This is a genomic window from Pseudomonas sp. HN8-3 (assembly GCF_020790195.1).
Classification (GTDB): domain Bacteria; phylum Pseudomonadota; class Gammaproteobacteria; order Pseudomonadales; family Pseudomonadaceae; genus Aquipseudomonas; species Aquipseudomonas synxantha_A.
Genome location: NZ_CP086206.1, coordinates 1,794,635 through 1,815,690, shown reverse-complemented (window position 1 = coordinate 1,815,690; position 21,056 = coordinate 1,794,635). Strand labels below are relative to the sequence as shown.

At 51.8% G+C, this 21,056-nt stretch carries 18 protein-coding genes; all 18 read right to left on the bottom strand.

Annotated elements, in window-relative coordinates:
* Window positions 1-179: 179 nt before the first annotated feature.
* The 18 genes from LJX92_RS08235 to serC all read right to left on the bottom strand — a co-directional run bounded on the left by LJX92_RS08235 (window position 180) and on the right by serC (window position 20,888).
* Window positions 180-2,168 carry a polysaccharide biosynthesis protein gene (locus tag LJX92_RS08235; protein WP_103733580.1) on the bottom strand — a complete coding sequence of 663 codons (1,989 nt, stop codon included), beginning with the start codon at window positions 2,166-2,168 and terminating at the stop codon, window positions 180-182.
* A 91-nt stretch (window positions 2,169-2,259) separates the two neighbouring features.
* Entirely contained in the window at window positions 2,260-3,267 is a 1,008-nt protein-coding gene (locus LJX92_RS08230; protein WP_223018561.1) for an MraY family glycosyltransferase, read from the bottom strand.
* Window positions 3,268-3,302: 35 nt separating this feature from the next.
* Window positions 3,303-4,256 (bottom strand): NAD-dependent epimerase/dehydratase family protein, encoded by a 954-nt coding sequence (locus tag LJX92_RS08225; protein WP_228309564.1) that lies wholly within the window; start codon window positions 4,254-4,256, stop codon window positions 3,303-3,305.
* A complete protein-coding gene (locus LJX92_RS08220; RefSeq protein WP_228309562.1) occupies window positions 4,253-5,389 on the bottom strand; it encodes a glycosyltransferase family 4 protein in 1,137 nt (378 codons plus the stop codon). The genes LJX92_RS08225 and LJX92_RS08220 overlap by 4 nt, the downstream gene beginning before the upstream one ends.
* Window positions 5,390-5,477: 88 nt before the next feature.
* On the bottom strand, window positions 5,478-6,575 hold the full coding sequence (locus LJX92_RS08215) for a glycosyltransferase (protein WP_228309560.1): 1,098 nt from the start codon (window positions 6,573-6,575) through the stop codon (window positions 5,478-5,480).
* Window positions 6,572-7,297 (bottom strand): glycosyltransferase family 2 protein, encoded by a 726-nt coding sequence (locus tag LJX92_RS08210; protein WP_248134150.1) that lies wholly within the window; start codon window positions 7,295-7,297, stop codon window positions 6,572-6,574. The genes LJX92_RS08215 and LJX92_RS08210 overlap by 4 nt, the downstream gene beginning before the upstream one ends.
* Before the next feature lie 59 nt (window positions 7,298-7,356).
* Window positions 7,357-8,604, bottom strand: a complete 1,248-nt coding sequence (locus tag LJX92_RS08205) for an oligosaccharide flippase family protein (RefSeq protein WP_223018559.1) — start codon at window positions 8,602-8,604, stop codon at window positions 7,357-7,359.
* 1 nt (window position 8,605) lies between these two features.
* On the bottom strand, window positions 8,606-9,826 hold the full coding sequence (locus tag LJX92_RS08200) for a hypothetical protein (RefSeq protein WP_228309559.1): 1,221 nt from the start codon (window positions 9,824-9,826) through the stop codon (window positions 8,606-8,608).
* 287 nt (window positions 9,827-10,113) lie between these two features.
* Window positions 10,114-11,391, bottom strand: a complete 1,278-nt coding sequence (locus LJX92_RS08195; protein WP_103733573.1) for a chain-length determining protein — start codon at window positions 11,389-11,391, stop codon at window positions 10,114-10,116.
* Between the two features lie 336 nt (window positions 11,392-11,727).
* Window positions 11,728-11,958 carry a LapA family protein gene (locus LJX92_RS08190; RefSeq protein ID WP_078820664.1) on the bottom strand — a complete coding sequence of 77 codons (231 nt, stop codon included), beginning with the start codon at window positions 11,956-11,958 and terminating at the stop codon, window positions 11,728-11,730.
* A 24-nt stretch (window positions 11,959-11,982) separates the two neighbouring features.
* Window positions 11,983-12,279, bottom strand: a complete 297-nt coding sequence (gene ihfB, locus LJX92_RS08185) for an integration host factor subunit beta (RefSeq protein WP_003189779.1) — start codon at window positions 12,277-12,279, stop codon at window positions 11,983-11,985.
* A gap of 131 nt (window positions 12,280-12,410) precedes the next feature.
* Window positions 12,411-12,695 (bottom strand): lipoprotein, encoded by a 285-nt coding sequence (locus tag LJX92_RS08180; RefSeq protein ID WP_032877175.1) that lies wholly within the window; start codon window positions 12,693-12,695, stop codon window positions 12,411-12,413.
* Window positions 12,696-12,855: 160 nt separating this feature from the next.
* Complete coding sequence (rpsA, locus tag LJX92_RS08175; protein WP_228309557.1) at window positions 12,856-14,541, bottom strand: 30S ribosomal protein S1; 1,686 nt, start codon at window positions 14,539-14,541, stop codon at window positions 12,856-12,858.
* 120 nt (window positions 14,542-14,661) lie between these two features.
* Window positions 14,662-15,351, bottom strand: coding sequence for a (d)CMP kinase (gene cmk / locus LJX92_RS08170; RefSeq protein ID WP_103733571.1), 690 nt, complete (start codon window positions 15,349-15,351; stop codon window positions 14,662-14,664).
* Entirely contained in the window at window positions 15,348-17,558 is a 2,211-nt protein-coding gene (locus LJX92_RS08165; RefSeq protein ID WP_248134484.1) for a bifunctional prephenate dehydrogenase/3-phosphoshikimate 1-carboxyvinyltransferase, read from the bottom strand. Before LJX92_RS08165 ends, cmk begins: the two co-directional genes overlap by 4 nt.
* A gap of 28 nt (window positions 17,559-17,586) precedes the next feature.
* Window positions 17,587-18,699, bottom strand: a complete 1,113-nt coding sequence (gene hisC, locus LJX92_RS08160; RefSeq protein ID WP_228309556.1) for a histidinol-phosphate transaminase — start codon at window positions 18,697-18,699, stop codon at window positions 17,587-17,589.
* A 9-nt stretch (window positions 18,700-18,708) separates the two neighbouring features.
* Window positions 18,709-19,803 carry a prephenate dehydratase gene (gene pheA / locus LJX92_RS08155; RefSeq protein ID WP_003172650.1) on the bottom strand — a complete coding sequence of 365 codons (1,095 nt, stop codon included), beginning with the start codon at window positions 19,801-19,803 and terminating at the stop codon, window positions 18,709-18,711.
* Entirely contained in the window at window positions 19,803-20,888 is a 1,086-nt protein-coding gene (gene serC / locus LJX92_RS08150; protein ID WP_228309555.1) for a 3-phosphoserine/phosphohydroxythreonine transaminase, read from the bottom strand. The genes pheA and serC overlap by 1 nt, the downstream gene beginning before the upstream one ends.
* Between the last annotated feature and the right edge of the window lie 168 nt (window positions 20,889-21,056).

The window sequence follows — 21,056 nt, the reverse complement described above, 5'->3', positions numbered from 1 at the left end:
TGACAGACAATGAAGCTGATAGCTGAGTATTTCAACGTGTCGGCAAAAAAAGCCTTCTGATCAATAGATGTTGATTGACGTGAGTGCGCTGTAATTAATTAAATTATTTAACAGACCGAATGTTTTTAAAGCATAGATAACAGCACCGGTGTACTGTTATCTTCCTCCAAGACCTTACATTATGGTTCCAGCCGCCTTTGTTGATAAGACCAGTCTACAATTTCACCATCGGGGGCATAGCCGCTAACAGTTTCGCGCAACAATTGACGTACTTTACTGTAATCATGGCTTTCAATAGCACATAACAACTCGGACAACCTCGGTTTCAATACGCTCCACGATAAATAATCTTCGTTTGCACTCATGATCATTGGATGTTGTGTGGCATCGACATTATCACCGATGAGTAACTCCTCGTAGAGTTTTTCTCCGGGCCGAAGCCCTGTAAACTCGATGGCGATATCGCCCAGCGGTTTTTTATCTGAGCGAACACTCAGGCCAGACAGATGAATCATTTTCTCTGCCAATTCCGTGATTTTAACCGGCTCCCCCATATCCAATACAAAAACATCTCCTCCCTGGCCCATTGAGCCTGCCTGGATAACAAGTTGAGCCGCCTCAGGGATGGTCATGAAATATCGAGTGATTTTCGGGTGGGTCACTGTTATCGGCCCACCTGATTTGATCTGCTTGTGAAATAGAGGAATGACGGAACCAGAAGAACCCAGAACATTTCCAAACCGAACCATTGTGAAGCGTGTACGATTTTGAGGGGTAGCAGCACCGTTGAAGAGAGCTGGTTGTAGCTCACGGCTGAGCGCCTGCAACGTCATCTCAGCGAGCCGCTTGGTGCTTCCCATTACATTGGTAGGGCGAACCGCCTTATCAGTCGAAATAAGTACGAAATTAGCAACATTCGAAATAATGGCCGCTTGAGCGGTATTTAACGTACCAATAACATTATTCAGAAAACCTTCCGCAATATTATGCTCTACCATCGGCACATGCTTATAAGCGGCCGCATGATAGACGGTATTTACATGCCAGGTTTTCATCACATCAACCAATTTATCCTGGTGACGTATTGAGCCCAGGATCGGCAGCAATTTTACCGCCAATGAATCCCTGAGTATGCGTGCCTCCAGTTCAGACATAATGCTGTATAAATTGTACTCACTGTGCTCAAAGAGAATCAGGGTGGTAGGTTGCAGTTCAAGGATCTGGCGACACAGTTCAGATCCAATCGACCCACCAGCACCGGTAACCAGCACCACATGGCCCTGTATGCAATGCTCCAACAGATCTTCTTGGGCGGGTACAGGATCGCGCCCCAACAGGTCGGCAATATCCACTTCTTGAATATCATCAACTTTGACACGACCGCTGGCCAAGTCCATGAAGCCCGGGACACTACGCACATGTAAAGGAAAACCTTCCAGAAATCCGAGGATTTCCCGACGACGCCCGCGCGTCGATGAAGGTATCGCCAATAAAATTTCTTGAGCCCCTGTGGCATCGATCATACGCTGGATATGTTTGGGCTTATAAACCTGCAGCCCCGAGATTACCCGATCCGAAATAGTGGAATCATCGTCAATGAACGCAACGGGTCTCATCAAGCGGCCCATGCGTAATGCCGCGACGAGCTGATTTCCAGCAGATCCGGCACCGTAGATAGCTACACGCGGCAAACCATCGTCACGGTTGGTGAAAGGCACATGTTGAGCAGCGGTAAACCAATCTCCCAGGAAGAATTGGCGCAGCGCTAATCTCAAGCCCCCAATCATGATCAGGCTGAGCCACCAATAGTTGAAGATGATCGAACGCGGAATTACATTCTGGTGATTACTATACCAATAAACGACCACACCAATAATTAGCGAAGACAGGCTGACGGCTTTGACGATAGCAATTAACGCATCATTTCCGAAATAGCGCAAAACCGCCCGATACATACCAAAATGTATAAACAGCGGGATAGTCACGATCGGCGCGGTCAAAAAAAGCCAAGTGTGCAGCATAAACGGATTGATCATTTCATCGAGACCTATCCGCACGACAAAAGCCAACCAAAGCGCAAACCAAACTAAGAAGACGTCAGTAATCACCTGCAAAATACGTTTATACCTGCGCGGGAGGCTTAATAAGCGCGATCTCAGTGAGTTCATATATTTCTAAACCTCTCGCAGTTCTAACAATCTAAAATCTAAATAGACGCACATCACGATTACGCTCTCGCCACTCCGAACCCTAACAACATTACTCTTTAACCCCGGCCTTGAATTTCAGAGCCAGGACAACGAGTGGAACATAGGCGATCAACATACCGACAGCACCATCAATTCTGTCAAATGCAACAAGCCATGCAATCGGTGCGAGCCAAACCAGGTTTATCAAGATTACGCACAGTGTGACAGGGACGTGGGCATTAAAGCGCCGTGAGGCGTATTGATAAGCGTGACTGCGATGTGCCTCATACACTTTTTCGCCGCGTAGTAGCCTGCGCATCAAGGTAAATGTCGCGTCAACGATAAATACTCCTAATAAGATCAGCCAGACCCATAGCAGCGTAGAGGAAAAAGAAGCCGCTTTAAGAGAAATAATGGCCAGCGTGATTCCCAGGAAGCCGCTGCCCGCGTCGCCCATGAAAATTCGTGCTTTTGGAAAATTCCAGTAGAAAAAGCCTGCCGTTGCCAACGCTAAATAAATAGGCGGCCATAACAACTCCTCATACCCCAACATCCAATAGATGAGAGCGGCAGAAGAGCAAGCACAGATGGCTTCAGCACTTGCCAAGCCGTCAATACCATCCATGAAGTTGTAAAGATTCAACATCCACACTGCATACAAAACGGCTAACGCCCCGCCAATCCAGCCTAGGTTGACGTGTAATCCAAAAATCGTGACAGACGGTAGCCCGCCGATCCAATACACCGCCCATATCGCAGAGAGAAAATGTCCTAACAGGCGCCAGCGTGCAGGAATATGCCCGTGGTCATCCAGGAAACCTAACGCGGCTACCGTTATACCCGCCAGGAACGATGCAAGGAAAAAGGCGTTATCGATCAAATCAAAGGAACGCATCAACCCCAGGGATATCAGAAATCCCAGCACAATTGCCAGTCCACCACCACGAGGGGTCGGTACAGAGTGTGAACTTCTGCTGTTAGGAATATCCAATACATTGCGCTGGAGCGCATACCGACGCAATAATCCTGTGAAAAAAATGGAACTCGCTATTGAAATAATCGCTATCCAGAACGCCATCTGCCTATCCCTACCTGCAATAATTTCGAAGTGAATCACTTTAATAAACGGAACTTTCGGCCTGTTTCGACCAAAGCATTACTGGCTTCTTCCGCAGGAACCCAATTCAATAATGTTTGAGCTTTGGCAGCATCCACAACCAATGACCTACACAACTGCGTATATAACGATCGCTTCCCGAGTGCGCTGGCGACCGAACGTATTACAGTGTCAGGAAGGCTGAACAATTTTTCTTTTCGCTCCATGCCCGAGGCGAGAAGTTTGATAATTTCGCCAATGGAAAAATCATCTCCGTCAGAAATTAAAAATAGTTCGTTTGCAGCCAAAGGGTGCTCAATACACAGCTCAACGAAATCCACCAGATTATCCAGCGCTATCATGCTGCGCTTGTTTTTCACGGCGGCGAAGGGTAACGGCAATCCAGACGCTATCAGCTTCAGGAGACGATTAAAATTACCTGGCGCTTCAGCGGCATACACTAAAGGAGGCCGGATAACTGTCAACTCCATCGCCTCTGCAGCAAGTAACTCTGCTAGCTTTTGCTCTGCTTTTAATTTCGAGCGGGCATATTCTGCATGCGGCCGGGGCTCATCGCTCTCAGTAAAACCACACTTATCCGTCTCCGCACCATTTACGCCAATAGAGCTAATGAATATAAACCGACGGACACCTGCTTTTATCGATTGCTTTGCTAAATTAACGGCACCTTCGACATTTATTCGTTCAAACTCCGTAACTGGATCTTCGCTCCCCGCATTCAACACATGCGCGCGCGCGGCCAGATGGATAACGGTATCAACGCCTTGCAGGGCACGATCCCAGTCAGTATTACCGTCTACCTCACCGGTCGAAAACATCTGGATATCAGATGGCACATCAGTAGAGGGCCTGCGGGAAGAGCCGACAACTGAGTATTTGGCTAAACTGACGAGGTGCCCGGATAACGCCCGCCCAATAAAGCCATTCGCACCAGTAATAAGGATTTTCATTTAGTCCTGTCTAACACTTTCTGGTAAATTTTCAGAATTTTATCCAACATAATATCGAAAGTAAAATTTGTGCGATATCTGTATTGGCCTGAAATGCCTTGTTTTTTTCGAAGCTCAGCGGATTTAATCAATTGCGTCAATGCGTCGATCAGCCCTTGCTGATCCCCACGCTCTACCACGAAACCGTTATCACCATTCGCAACCAGCTCGGACACCCCTCCGACGTTAGAGGCGATGACTGCAAGCCCACTGCGCATAGCTTCCAATATAGTCAGCGGCAGTCCTTCCCAGTCAGAAATCAAGACGAAAATGTCAGATCGTGAAAGCCTGATCGGAACGTCATCACAAGCCCCGGAAAACACCACCTTCTCGCCAATTCCCAGCTGTGCTGCCAATTTCCGGGCGTTCGCAAGTGAAGGGCCGTCGCCCACCAATTCAAGCTCCCAGTTTTTGGCTTCCACTTTTGCAAGCGCTTCCAATAGGAATTTTTGGTTTTTGGGTACTTCGAACCTTGCAACCATGATCAAGCGTATTTGATCAGACTCGGTAAAGCCGACGCGATTGGAACAGACCTCGGGCATACCATTGTGGATGGTCAGAACAGTATCTTCATCGCCCACTTTGGCCTTCAAGGCAAGTTGCCTGTCAAACTCGGAAACCGTAAGGATCTGGTCTGAGAAACGAGCCATTACCCTCTCAATATTACGGTACACGAAACGACGCTTCTCAGACACGCCCTCCGTAAAAGCCCAACCATGTGCCGTAAAGATCGCTGGTAAACCAAGACTCTTAGCGGCCAGCCTGCCGAGGATGCCAGCCTTGGAGGAGTGCAAGTGGACGAGATCGGGTTTTAGCTTGGAAAGCATCGCTCTCAATTCAAAGAAGGCGCGAATATCCTTTCCAGGACTGATTTCACGAACGAGATATTTCAATGAATAGCACGACAGCCCCAGATCCCGCGCTCGAGAGTTAAAGACGCCCTCGCCACCCACGAGGATATCAACGCTATGACCTGCTTTAGATGAGCCCAAAGCCAAATCAAGGAGATGCACGCTGGCGCCACCTATAACATCCGAACGAGTTATGACATAAACAATTTTCACACTACGCACCTTTTCAAATAACTTGCCCAAGCCCAACTTACCGGGTCCAGAGATTGGCTATTTCTCATCGAGATGATCACACTAAAAACCGCTCGAGGATTGCTGACAACCAAGATCCTCAGGCCTTGGGCTGGGCATATAACTCCTCCCACCTACAAATCACAGACTCCATGGAAAAGTTATCAAGTACTCTTGATCTTGCCGAAGTGACGAGTGACTTTTTTTGCTCTGGAAGTAGATCAAGTGCCGAGTTGATAGCTTGACGTAGCGCCTCAGGATTGAATGGTTCAACAAGATAGCCGCTATCCCCCAGCACCTCCTTCACCCCTCCGCAGTCTGTGGCAACCACTAACGTTTCGCACGACATCGCTTCAGCGACAACTAGCCCAAAGCCTTCCCATGCAGAAGACAAAATATAGATATCCGCAGCACTGTAGAATGACGGAACGTCGTCGCGCCGCCCGAAAAAACTTATCTTTTCGCTCAGGTTGGCTTTGTTAGCATATAGCGCAAGATCAGCAGCCAAGGGGCCGTCGCCTACTATCCACAGACGTACATTGTCGTGGTCTTGTGAAACCAGCGTGAATGCATCTAATAGACAGGGATAGTTTTTGGCTTCAACCAGACGGCCGACTGCCAAGAGAACTTTAATAGAAGGATCTACAGACTCTCTGGCACGAACTTGATTTCGCACCGACTCATCAAATACAAAACGCTCCGTATCTATACCGTTGGGTACAAATACCATACGCCCGACAGGCGAAGCGCCTTTCGCAATAAGTATATCAACCGCTTCCTGACTTACATTCGTTGTGAGATCCGCCAAAAAATCAGTCAGACGGTAAGCCAGCATTTTCAGCTTACCTCCTTCATTTGAACTATGTGCCGTACAAATCAGCTTGGGAATTCTTACAACTGAACGAACCATTCTGGCTATTAAATTCGCATGTACCATGTGGCTGTGCAATACATCCGGCTCAAATCGCTTGATTAATTTGACCAGATTACTAATTGCACGCACCATCGCGAAGATGGTTTTATTGCCGTTTAGAGCCACCACCGTTACATCGGGCTCCTCTGGAAGCACATCCGCGTCGCCCGTCAAATAAGCAATCACGACGTTATGTCCTCGTGCGCTCATCCGGTCAGCCAGATTTACGACTTGCTTCTCGGCCCCACCCATACCCAACCCAGTGATAAAATATAATATATTCATCGAGGCCGCCCTAGAAGCATATACAAAATGCACTGCACGGACCTGATTAAATTCTTCAACTTATAATATACTGTTTTTTCACGCAAAAATTGCGACCAGTAATAAGTAAAGAACCCTTTGGGATTAGCTCTTAAATGGCGTGAAAAGTTACGACTGTATCCATCTTCCAGGTAATCGCAGAGGTAAATTATTTTTCGTGTAAAAAAGATGATATCGCCCGCATCCCCCAATTTATTCCAGATATATAATTCCGGAACAAATTTTTCGTTCTTGAATATGGGAAACGGAAAAGCTGACATCACGTCAGTTCTAAATATGTAAGCCAAGTCACCCTTGAATAACTTGCCTGCTTCCGTCGGCGTCGAGATAAAGCTCTGCTCGACCGTGCTTAAGTCATTACCAAGCAGCTCACCGCTGAAATACGCCTTTCGATAGCACAAGCCCACTGTCTTATCAGTCGCCGTGGCGATTGAGGTAGTTATCGTTTCAACGGCGTCAGGCACCAGTGCATCATCGCTGTCGACTATAAAGATCCAGTTTGTTTTCGCAGCTGCTACCCCGCTATTGATAGCTGCGTGCTTTCCAGCATTACTTTGTCGCACCGCTGTCAGCGTGAAGCCTAGGTCTTTCTTTTTTAACTCTTCAATGAAATTCTGAGTTTCATCTGAGCTGCCGTCGTCTATCAGCACCCACTCAAACTCTTTTGAGCTTTGTTCAAGCAAGCTCTTGAGTAGCCTAGGGAGAGTACTGTAACGATTATATGTCGCTGTTAAAATTGTTATCACTCAGTGCGCCCCTCAAGATAAGTGACCGGCTTATATCGGTAAGACAATACAAGAAACGTCACGCACAACATGACTTCCGCCAAAATAAACCCAAGCACGATACCATTGACGTAATAGTTAATCGACAACAGACTTGCCAGAAGTATCGACACTACCGAGAACAAAAGCATTGCAGAGCTCGCAACTTTGTCCATACCGCGAGGTATAAGCATGCACAAACCCAATGCTTGATTAGTCATTCTAAAGGGGATTATCCATACAAAAATCTGCAAGGTCGTCGTCGCCTGCTCGAAATCAGCCCCCAATAGTTTGTTTATCAGGAACCCACCAGCTACGGAAATGGAAAATGCACTTACGCACCCCAGCAAGAACATCAACCCGACAATGATCCAGGAGAGCCTTGATGCTGATTTTGCAGAGGAAAGATACTGTCTATTCAAATACGGAAAAAACCCAATTAGGACTGGATTTATAAAACCCACAAATCCTCTTATGATTTTTTCAGCTGGGACATATCCTGAAACGGCGATTTTTCCGCAGAGCAGTCCTACAAGAGCAGGCCCAGCGCTAAGCAGAATATTGTTTGAGCTCTTATAGATGAAAACGTGAAACCCTTTGCAAATCTGAAGCCATCCACCTGACAAGCTGAACCGAACGCGGCATCCATTTCGGTAGCACAAATAATTTCCTAGCAATGTATTTGCCAATGCAAATGTGGCTAAAATCGATAACGCCACCAATGCGTCACCTGGGTCGTGAACAAAAACAAATAAGCATATAAGGCTTGCGACCCGCAGACCTACTTCTAAAAAGACCACAAGCGCAATTTTCTCAAGCCCTTGAAAAAACCAAAACGGGCTAAACCCAAAAGCTATAAAGTACAGAAAACCCAAGCCTATTACTTCAAGCTCGAAGGTCTGTGAATTGATAAACATATAAAAACACAGTGCCGCGATGCTTATAACCGATGAAATTATCAGCTTCGCGGACAGCACCTCACCAAAGACCCTAGACAGTACCGTCACATCAGTCTTCGCCAAAGAGACTTGTCTGGCAGCACTCAACGAAAAGCCGTATTCAACAACGAGTGAAGACAGTAAAGCAATTGATTGGACCAGTACGACCTTGCCGTATTCCTGTACACCCAATGAGCGCGCCAGTACCGGAATCTCCAGAATAGGCACCAAATAACCAAAGAGCTGTACAACAAAAAGCAGGCTCATATTTTTAAATACGGTAAACACGTTATCGCCCTATCTGCTTGTCATACATAATATTCACCACTCCGGCATTGTCATACTTGTAAATACGAGACAGCCAGGACACCATCAGAATCCAATAGCCCCACTCTGACATCTCAGTACTTAGCGGGTGAAAGAGCATAATAAAAATATAACAAAGAACGCCCAACACTGCGGCAAACTTAAAGAATATATTGTTATTTAAATCAGAACCGTCCACCAGCGACAACAAGAAAAACACAAACGGCATTAGCATTAAAAATAAAAGTGCCAACTCACCCAGTACACCCACATCACCCAGCATGCCCAAATACACATTATGGATAACAATATTTTCCCCATCCACCACGCTAAATGAACTGCCGAATCCGCACCCGAATGGAAAGCACTTTTGGACGTTTGATATTCCATCCTGTATCATCGCCGACCTGACTGGATCGCCCTCAAACAAACGATTCAAGACCAACAATGAATCATGATTCGTCAGGTCAATATTTGAAGAGAGCAGCACACAAACCCCTGCGATCAAGCACAGTATTGCGACCAGTAGCGTCCTGATAGGGAAAATCAAAAAGCGCAAAAGAAAAAAGGAACATACAACGATCGCAAACCATAGAAAACCGGTGCGACTGGAGTCCGCCAACAATATATACACCGACGCCATTAAAATAAGGCCAGCAAAAAGTGCATTTTTAATACGCGTCGTGAGTAACATTGCAATAATGTAGGGCGCAAAGAAAGCACACACTTTCCACATCACCCCTGGGTAGGCAAATTCACTGCCTTGCCGACCGTCACCCAATTGAATATAGAGGTCGGTAAAAAAGAATTTCGACAGCATAAATACAACAAGACTCACCACAATCGAAATCGAAGCAATCTTATAAAAGTCGTTCAACTCCAGCAAACCCGAACAGCTATATATCACGAGAAACAATATATAAATAGCTATGAATTTGACACCTTGATAAGCGGTATAGATATCCGAATTAATTACTCCGGAGATCATAAAAGCTAGTGTCATCAACGTAAAACCGAGGGTAATAGAGCTTACTTCTGGCGACAACTTCACTCTGCCGCCGCTACCATAAATCCCAAATACTAGTACTCCACCCCACAGCAACCAGTAGTTAAGCGAACCAATAATATTCCTAGTGTCACCCAAGGTCACGAGTACGCTGGCTGCCAGCACGGCCAGGAAGGCGTAACGCTTATTAGTTTTCATATCGACCTCAGAATACGCTCAGTTGAAGCATGCGCCGGTTGCCAATCGAGCCATTCTCAGGTACCGATTAGATGAAGGGGACCACTAGAGCAAGCCATAGGCCCGACAGCGAGTAAAAACAATTTTACACTGCAATCGAGGCTTCTATCTAGGATCTTCTGCTGGGTCAAGGCTAAGAAAACCAACACTACAACAGATGGCAATTTGCCTCTAGGATAAAGGGTCGCGATTTTTACGCTTGCCCCCGCGATCGAAACCCATCCTATATTGTATAATTGAAGAACTTGCTAAAGATCCGGCTCGCGCAATGCGTGCTTTATTATCCGGAAGAAAGCGATTGCAAACCCAACAACAAGACCAAGCAGTAATCCACCGATTATCAGCAAGGGACGATTCGGGCTTATCGGGGAAGTTGGCTCTAGTGCTTCTTTATCAATGGCCACCAGCTTAAGATTACTCATATCCTTATTCACACTCAGCAATCGTGCTTTCTCTGCGCGTAATGGCTGCACATCTGTCAGAAACAATTCATCCTTCACGCGACTCTTCAACACCTCAATCTCTCTATTGGACTCCAACAACTTTAATTCTTTGGCAATTTGAGAGATCCGTCGCTCAGTGAAGTCATTAGACTTTCGCTGTAGCAAGACTGCGCGCTCAGCTTCAAGCGCATTGACACCCATGAAATACAATGGAATCTGCTGATTGTTAATTTCCGTTCTCATGCTGACAGAACCGGAATGTGCATCATCACCCACGGAGGTAGGTGAAGCAGGCATCATAATATTCAGTTTCTTGGCAATTGTTATGGCCTCATTAAGCTCGGCAATTCGATTCGAATTTAAGCTATGAAGCTGCGTCCGCAGCCCTTGAAGCTCGTCTTGTAGCTGAGCTCGGCGAATTCTATCTGACTCGGAAAGGGATGCAATTCGTGCTTCTTTCCACGTGTCATAGTTTGAGCGGGCTGCGGCCAACCTGCCGTCGATCTCCTTTAAACGGTTATTGATAATAACCGTCAAGTCGGCCGATATATGATCACGCTCATTCGCTATTGCATACTCTACAAAACCATTGAGTATTGAAACACCATCAATTCCCTTTGGGTAGGTCAACTCAAGTTTCAAATAAGAACTAAGCGAATCAGCTTTATCTTTATCGGACAACATCAAACTTATAGATTTTTTATTGAACTCTTCGAACGTCTGCTGAAGATTACGTCCAGGGCGCACAAACCCCTCAAAGAGCTTTTGATTGGATCTAAAAAAACCCATGCGAATCTCGTATGACTCTAAGGCCATACCTACCCTTACCAATGCTTCACCAGGAGGTAAAACGTAAACTTCCGAGCGGTTAAGCGCATCCAATTCATTAATCGCAGCAGGCCTAAGCACACTGCTCACCTTGTATTCTGGCGTGACCGAAAATGCATAAATCGCAAAAACTGAAGAAATCAGTGCGCCCACTGAAAAAATAATGATTTTTTGACGCCAGAGGCTTGTTACAAGCGCTAACGAGTCAAATTTTTTATGCTGGGGGATGAGAACGGAGCGTAAGCTACTACTCACAACAAAAACCTGCCTTCAAAGAGAAACTGCGGGCTCGTTATGCAAAACAGATTGTGTATTTTCTTATTTTAATTGGATTATCGTCAAAACCCTGCGTCTCTGCCGAATTTCGAGCGCACAAAATGCCTGTTATCGAGAACAGATTCCATTTTGCCATCTCTCAGACATTTTACAAGTCTTGACATGTATGTAGGGCGATTCTGAGTTTTCCAAGGAACTATCGCAATCTACGGGGCTGCGCCAATAGGCACCCGCAGCGATTCATAATCCTTGATGGGCATGAGATTTCTGACAAGCGGTCACGATCACCGCTTATCCAATCCCTGCCTAAGACAATCAAGCAATCGACTTATTCTGACGCCTACGCAGAAACACTCCCAACACTGGACCAATCAACATCCCAACAATCAAAGCCACCACCACAAACACCGCCACCGGCATCTGCGCAGTACTCCACCCCAGGAACGACAGCGCCACACCCTGCTGGTTCTCCAGCACAAATGCCAAGACCACCAACGCCGCAAGCACTGCAATCAATACCGCAACAACGCGCTTAACCCCACGCATACCCTTCTCCTTCCCCAAAAACACTCAGACGCCTTCTTCCTCTTCTTCGTTCACCCGATCACGCAATTCCTTGCCCGGTTTGAAGTGGGGTACGAATTTGCCATCGAGGCTGACGGATTGGCCAGTTTTTGGGTTGCGGCCTACGCGCGGTGCGCGGTAGTGCAGTGAGAAACTGCCGAAGCCACGGATTTCGATGCGGTCTCCGGTGGCGAGGCATTGGGACATTTGCTCAAGCATGGTCTTGATAGCCAGCTCCACATCCTTGGATGAGAGCAGCCCTTGATGGGTGACAATTCGTTCGATCAACTCCGACTTCGTCATATTTTTCCCTTCTTTTTCAAGCAGCTAGGAAAAGCGCTTCGAAGGTTTTAGCATGACTTGATGAATTTGAACAGCCCATGTGTAAACTTATCTGCCGACCGCATAAACGCCTTCAGCCACCCTACCGTTACTCATTTACAGATCACCAACATCGTCCGCGTAACTGCGCCAGCCGGGTTCCAGCCGAACAGGTAGTCACCCTCTTCATCCTCTGCATCACTGGAGCGAGTGATGACTTTGTAGCCCTGCATCTTGCACTCACGGGCAGCACGCTTCTCGCACTTCTCCCATTTATTACCCAAGCCGGAACAGTCGATCTCGATGCCACTGACACCTCGCTTGGCGTGCGTCTTGGCGCTGGTGGAGGAGCAGCCGGCAAGCACTGCCAATGCAAGTATTACGATAATCCTGTTCATTCAAACCCTTATTGAGTCAGCAACGCGAAATAGCCGTTTCAAAGACTATAGTCAGTTCTGACATTGGGCTGAACGCCTTCGTTCGATGCAGTTGCTTCATCAAATTTCAGACGCAAAAAAGGGCGACCGAAGTCGCCCTTTTTCAACAGCTTTACAGAACTTAGTTCTGCTTGGCCATTGCCTGGCGCAGCAGTGCCGCCATGGTGGTGTCAGCAGGAGCAGTTTCCGAAGTCTCTTTCAAGCTCTGGATAGCTTCTTTCTCTTCCACTTCGTCTTTCGACTTGATGGAGAGTTGGATCACGCGGCTCTTGCGATCAACGCTGATGATCTTGGCTTCTACTTCCTGGCCTTCTTTCAGAACGTTGCGCGCGTCTTCAACGCGGTCACGGCTGATTTCGGAGGCTTTCAGAGTCGCTTCGATATCGTCGGCCAGAGTGATGATGGCGCCTTTAGCGTCAACTTCTTTCACAGTGCCCTTAACGATTGCGCCTTTGTCGTTCTCTTGAACGTACTCGGAGAACGGATCGCTTTCCAGTTGCTTGATACCCAGGGAGATACGCTCGCGCTCTGGGTCAACCGACAGGATAACGGTGTCCAGCTCGTCGCCCTTCTTGAAACGACGAACAGCTTCTTCGCCAACTTCGTTCCAGGAGATGTCGGACAGGTGAACCAGGCCGTCGATGCCGCCGTCCAGACCAATGAAGATACCGAAATCGGTGATCGACTTGATGGTGCCGGAGATTTTATCGCCCTTGTTGAACTGGCCAGAGAAATCTTCCCATGGGTTAGATTTGCACTGCTTGATGCCCAGGGAGATACGACGACGCTCTTCGTCGATGTCCAGAACCATAACTTCCACTTCGTCGCCGACTTGTACGACTTTCGAAGGGTGGATGTTCTTGTTGGTCCAGTCCATTTCGGAAACGTGTACCAGGCCTTCCACGCCTTCTTCCAGCTCTGCGAAGCAGCCGTAGTCGGTCAGGTTGGTAACACGCGCGGTCACGCGGGTGCTTTCTGGGTAACGAGCTTTGATAGCAACCCATGGATCTTCGCCCAGCTGCTTCAAGCCCAGGGAAACGCGGTTACGCTCACGATCGTACTTCAGAACCTTGACATCGATCTCGTCGCCAACGTTGACGATTTCGGAAGGATGCTTGATACGCTTCCAAGCCATGTCGGTAATGTGCAGCAGGCCATCGACGCCACCCAGATCGACGAATGCGCCGTAATCGGTGAGGTTCTTGACGATACCTTTGACTTGTTGGCCTTCCTGCAGGGATTCCAGCAGAGCTTCACGCTCGGCGGAGTTCTCTGCTTCCAGCACGCTGCGACGGGAAACGACAACGTTGTTGCGCTTCTGGTCGAGCTTGATGACTTTGAATTCGAGTTCTTTGCCTTCCAGGTGCGTGGTGTCGCGCACTGGACGAACGTCGACCAAAGAACCTGGCAGGAACGCACGGATGCCGTTAACGTCGACAGTGAAGCCGCCTTTAACCTTACCGTTGATAACGCCCTTGACCACTTCTTCAGCTGCGAAGGCTGCTTCGAGAACAATCCAGCATTCAGCGCGCTTGGCTTTTTCACGGGACAGCTTGGTTTCACCGAAACCGTCTTCAACCGAGTCCAGAGCAACGTGAACTTCGTCACCGACATTGATAGTCAGGTCACCAGCATCGTTGTAGAACTGTTCCAGCGGGATCAGAGCTTCAGACTTCAGACCAGCGTGAACGGTTACCCAGCGAGCTTGGTAATCGATATCAACGATAACACCGGTGATGATGGAGCCTGCCTGAAGGTTCAGGGTTTTTAGGCTTTCTTCAAAGAGTTCCGCAAAGCTTTCGCTCATTTTAATTCCTGTTGATAAGGGCGAAGAATACGCCCATCTCCACACCCCAGACGGTGTGGGTCAGTTTCAGTTAAAAGAAGCCACCGCAGGACTATGACTGGTCCCCTGCGGCCTTCTTGATCACCCGGCGATATCGCGAATGGCGATTTCACTCATGATGCGTTCCAGCACCTGCTCGATGGACAACTCCGTGGAATCCAGCTGTATGGCGTCAGCCGCCGGCTTGAGCGGGGCTACCGCGCGCTGGGTATCACGCTCATCGCGTGCACGGATCTCATCTAGCAGACTCGACAGACTAACACCTTCGACTTTGCCCTTCAACTGCAAGTAGCGGCGGCGCGCTCGCTCCTCGGCGCTTGCAGTGAGGAATATCTTCAACGGCGCCTCGGGAAACACCACCGTGCCCATGTCACGGCCGTCGGCCACCAGGCCCGGCGGCTCCTGGAACGCACGCTGGCGCTGCAGTAAAGCCTCACGAACCGCCGGCAAAGCAGCCACTTGGGAGGCGCCGGCACCGATGCTCTCGGTACGAATCACATCACTGACTTCGTCGCCTTCCAGAATGATGCGCTGCAGTTGACCGTCGGTCGCCGCGATGAACTGCACGTCCAGATGGGCGGCAATTTTCGTCAGCAACTCTTCGTTGGTCAGATCGACACCATGGTTGCGCGCCGCGAATGCCAACAGGCGGTACAGCGCGCCGGAATCGAGCAGGCACCAGCCCAGGCGCTTGGCCAGGATGCCGGCGATGGTGCCTTTGCCCGAGCCGCTTGGCCCGTCGATGGTAATCACCGGTGCTTTGATATTCACAATTGAGCCTCTTGGGCAACACGAATGCCGACGTGGGCACACAGTGTAAGAAAGTTCGGAAAAGACGTAGCAACATTGGCGCAGTCACGAATACGAATCGGCGCCGCTGCCTGCAGGGAGGCCACGCTGAACGCCATGGCAATGCGGTGATCGCCATGGGCATGCACTTCGCCACCGCCTATCGGGCCACCGTCAATGATAATCCCATCAGGCGTGGGTTGGCACTTCACACCCAGGGCCAGCAGACCGTCGGCCATAACCTGGATACGGTCCGACTCCTTGAGCCGCAGCTCCTCGGCACCGCGTAATACGGTGCGCCCCTCGGCGCAGGCAGCGGCGACAAACAATACGGGAAACTCATCGATCGCCAACGGCACCAACGCCGCTGGAATCTCGATACCCTTCAAGACAGCTGCCCGGACACGCAAGTCCGCAACAGGCTCGCCACCTACCTCACGCGGATTTTCAAGGCTGATATCAGCCCCCATCAGCCGCAGGATATCGATCACGCCGGTGCGGGTAGGATTGACGCCGACATGCTCAAGCAGCAACTCCGAACCCTGGGCAATCGAGGCCGCCACCAGAAAAAACGCCGCAGACGAAATATCCCCAGGCACTTCAATGTGGGCAGCCGTCAACCGATGACCTGACTCCACCGACGCCGTCGCGCCCTCCACCGCCACCGGATAACCAAAGCCACGCAACATGCGCTCGGTATGATCGCGGGTCGGCGCAGGCTCGGTGACTGCGGTTTTACCTTGTGCATACAGACCAGCCAGCAACAGGCAGGATTTAACCTGCGCACTGGCCATCGGCAACGCGTAAGTCAGGCCCTTGAGCGTCTGCCCACCACGAATGGTCAGCGGCGGACGCCCTTCAGGACCGGTCTCGATCACCGCGCCCATTTCCCGCAGCGGCTTGGCCACGCGACTCATCGGGCGCCTGGACAGCGATGCATCACCGGTCAGGACGCTATCGAAGCTTTGCGCCGCAAGCAGACCCGCCAACAGGCGCATTGATGTACCGGAGTTACCGAGGTAGATCGGTCCTGGCGCTGCCTTCAAGCCGTGCAGGCCAACCCCATGAATAGTCACTCGCCCATGGTGCGGGCCCTCGATCACCACGCCCATGTCGCGAAACGCCTGCAAGGTCGCCAGGGCATCTTCGCCTTCAAGGAAACCGTCGACCTCCGTTACGCCGTCAGCCAATGAACCCAGCATGATCGATCGATGGGAGATCGACTTGTCACCTGGCACCCGAATGCATCCGCTCAAGCGGCCACCCGGATTGGCGATAAAAGTCAGCTCATCGGCGTTCACTGCAGTTTCCATATAGGCCCGGCGCGCCAGGATCTTGCTGAAATGCTCTCGCGCCATCCGCGCCCGGGTGAACACACCCAGTAACTGATGGCCATCACCCGCATCCACCGCATCGCGCAAGGCGTCGAGGTCACTGCGGAACGTGTCCAGGGTGCGCAACACCGCTTCGCGATTGGCGAGAAAGATGTCATGCCACATCACCGGGTCACTGCCGGCAATCCGCGTGAAATCGCGAAAACCACCGGCGGCGTAACGGAAAATCTCGAGGTTTTCGTTGCGCTTGGCCAACGAATCCACCAAGCCGAATGCAAGCAGATGGGGAAGATGGCTGGTCGCGGCCAACACTTCATCGTGGCGCTCGACCTGCATATGCTCCACATCCGCGCCCAGCTCGCGCCAGAGCCGATCCACCACGGCCAACGCCGCCGGATCAGTCTGCGCCAGCGGCGTCAGGATCACCTTATGCCGACGGAACAACTGCGCATTGGACGCTTCCACCCCGCTCTGCTCGGAACCGGCAATCGGATGGCCCGGCACAAAGCGCGGCGGCATAGCGCCAAACGCCAATTGTGCCGCGCGCACCACATTGCCTTTGGCGCTGCCGACGTCCGTGAGGATCGCCTGCCCCAAGTCCATGCCAGCCAATACGGCGAGCAATTTCTCCATGGCCAGGATCGGCACCGCAAGCTGGATCACGTCCGCGCCCTGGCAAGCGATTGCCAGGTCCGCTTCACAGCGATCCACGACACCCAACTCCACCGCCAGCTTGCGCGATTGCGGGTCAAGGTCCACGCCGACTACTTCGCCACACAGCCCGCTGTCCCGCAGGCCCTTGGCGAACGAACCACCGATCAACCCCAGGCCGACCACCACCAGGCGACCGATCATAGGCACAGCAGGTTGCAATGCAGTGACATCAACCACGGGCCAGAACCTTGGCCAACGCCTCCAGGAAGCGGCTGTTCTCGGCCGGCAAACCAATGGTGATACGCAGGTGGTTCGGCATACCGTAGTTGGCCACCGGACGCACGATCACGCCTTCGCGCAACAAGCCCTGAAATACCGGTGCAGCCTCTTGGCCGAGGTCGACGCAGATGAAGTTGCCCTTGGACGGAATCCAGCCCAGGCCCAACTCGCGAAAGCCGTCCTGCAACTGCAACATGCCGCTTTCGTTAAGGCGGCGCCCTTCTTCCAGGTATTGGGCATCCTTCACCGCCGCACACGCAGCCGCCAGGGCCAGGCTGTTGACGTTGAACGGTTGGCGTACGCGGTTCAGCACATCGGCCACTACCGCTGTGGACAGGCCGTAGCCAACCCGCAACGACGCCAGGCCATAAGCCTTGGAGAAGGTGCGCGACACCAGCAGGTTCGGGTAGGCCGCGAGGAAATCCAGGCCATCGGGCAGGTCGCCGCCTTCGGCGTACTCGATGTAGGCTTCGTCCAGCACAACCAGCACATGCTCCGGCACGTTCTGCAGGAACTCGTTCAGGGCCTGCGCATCGAACCAGGTGCCGGTCGGGTTGTTCGGGTTAGCGATAAACACCACGCGGGTTTGCGCATCGATCGCTGCCAGCATCGCCGGCAGGTCGTGGCCCCAGTTCTTGGCAGGAATGACGCGCGCATCAGCCCCTACGGCCTGGGTCACGATCGGGTAGACCGCGAATGCATGCTCACTGAACACCGCATTCAAACCGGGCGCCAGGTAGGCACGCCCGACCAGTTCAAGAATGTCGTTGGATCCATTGCCCAGGGTCACCTGATTGAGCTCGACCCGGCATTTTTCTGCCAGCAGGGACTTGAGGGCAAAGCCATTGCCGTCGGGATAACGGGTCAGCTCGGCAAGCTCCTCCCGAATCGCCGCCAATACTTTGGGGCTCGGACCCAGCGGGTTTTCGTTACTCGCCAGCTTGACGATCCTGGACGGGTCCAGACTCAACTCACGGGCCAGTTCGTCCACAGGCTTGCCTGGAACGTAAGGCGAGAGTTGTTGCACGCCCGGCTGAGCCAGGGCGAGGAAGTTGCCACTCATGTCAAAGCCTCACAAAACCGCTTTCGGGTAGGAGCCCAGCACTTTGAGTGCCACGGCTTCCTGACTGATCTTCTCCAGCACGCCCTTGACCAGCGGGTCGCGGTGGTGGCCGATGAAGTCGATAAAGAACACGTAGGTCCATTTACCGCTGCGCGAAGGACGAGTCTCGATGCGCGTCAGGTCAATCCCGTTGTCGTGGAATGGCACCAGCAGCTCATGCAACGCGCCGGGCTTGTTGCTCATGGAAACGATGATCGAAGTCTTGTCGTCGCCGGTTGGCGGCACTTCCTGGCTGCCGATCATCAAGAAGCGCGTGGAGTTGTCCGGGCGGTCCTCGATTTTCTCGGCCAAGCGTGTCAGCCCGTAGAGGCCCGCAGCCATATCGCCAGCAATCGCCGCCGAGTTCCACTCACCCTTGACCCGCTTGGCCGCTTCGGCGTTGCTGGACACCGCCACGCGCTCGACATTCGGGTAATGGGCGTCCAGCCACTTGCGGCACTGGGCCAGGGACTGAGCGTGAGAGTAGATACGGCTGATGCTGTCGGTCTTGGTGTTCTCGCCCACCAGCAGGTGGTGGTGAATACGCAACTCGACTTCGCCACAGATCACCATGTCGTGCTCGAGGAAGCTGTCCAGCGTGTGGTTGACCGCGCCTTCAGTGGAGTTTTCCACCGGCACCACGCCAAAATTCACCGCGCCGGCCGCCACTTCGCGGAACACTTCGTCGATGGCCGCCATCGGCTTGCTGATCACCGCGTGGCCGAAGTGCTTCATGGCCGCCGCCTGGGTGAAAGTGCCTTCGGGGCCCAGGTAGGCCACTTTCAGCGGCTGCTCAAGGGCAAGGCACGAAGACATGATTTCACGGAACAACCGCGCCATCTCCTCATTGCCCAGCGGCCCCTTGTTGCGCTCCATCACGCGCTTTAGCACCTGGGCTTCGCGCTCAGGCCGGTAGAACACCGGCACTTCGCCTTCCGCCAGGGACGCCATTTTCACCCGAGCCACTTCCTGGGCGCAGCGCGCGCGCTCACTGATCAGCTCCAGGACTTTCTCGTCCAGGCTGTCAATGCGTACGCGCAGGGCTTTGAGTTCTTGCTCAGACATTAGCCGTGTTCCTTTTCGAACTCTGCCATGTAGGCAACCAGCGCGTTGATGGCGTGGATGTCGACAGCGTTATAAATGGAGGCGCGCATACCACCGACCGAGCGGTGGCCCTTGAGGTTCAGCAAGCCACGCTCGTCGGCGCCGGCCAGGAACGGCTTGTCCAGGCGATCATCGGCCAGGCGGAACGGCACGTTCATCCACGAGCGGTCGGTAAGGTTGATCGGGTTGCTGTACAGGCCGCTGGCGTCGATGAAGTCGTACAGGGTGCGCTTCTTCTCTTCGTTGCGCTTGCCCATAGCAGCCACACCACCCTGCTCCTTGAGCCATTCGAAGACCAGGCCGGACAGGTACCAGGCAAACGCCGGCGGGGTGTTGTACATCGAGCCGTTATCGGCCGCGACCTTGTAGTTGAGCATGGTCGGGCACAGCGAACGGGCGCGACCGAGCAGGTCTTCGCGGATGATATTGACCAGGATGCCGCTGGGGCCGATGTTCTTTTGCGCACCGGCGTAGATCATGCCGTATTTGGACACGTCGATCGGGCGCGAGAGGATGTCCGAGGACATGTCGCACACCAGCGGAACGTCACCGACTTCAGGCACCCAATCAAATTCCAGGCCACCGATGGTTTCGTTCGCGACGTAGTGAACGTAGGCCGCGTCCTTCGTCAGCTTCCACTCGTTCTGACCTGGAATGGCGAAGTAGTCGTAGGGCTTGGCGGTACCGGCCACATTGACGTGACCGTAGCGCGAGGCCTCTTCAATGGCTTTCTGACCCCAGATACCGGTGTCGATATAGTCGGCAGTGCCCTCTTCGGGCAACAGGTTCAGTGGGATCTGAGCGAACTGCTGGCTCGCGCCGCCTTGCAGGAACAACACTTTGTAGTCGGAGGGGATGTCCAGCAAGTCGCGCAAGTCCTGCTCGGCCTTGGTGGCGATGGACACGAACTCATCGCTGCGATGGCTCATTTCCATCACGGAGAGGCCTTTTCCATGCCAGTCGAGGAGTTCACCCTGCGCACGCTGCAGGACTGCTTCAGGAAGCGCCGCGGGACCGGCACAGAAGTTATAGGCTCTCTTGCTCACATCCAATCTCACTCTGATCTGGTGGGGCTGCAATCATGTTCGGCAACACCCTTTGTCTGAAGCCAACCCGTGTGGGAGCTGGCTTGCCTGCGATACAGGCACCTCGGTAGTTCCAGTGATACCGCGGTGATGCTATCGCAGGCAAGCCAGCTCCCACATGGACCGCGT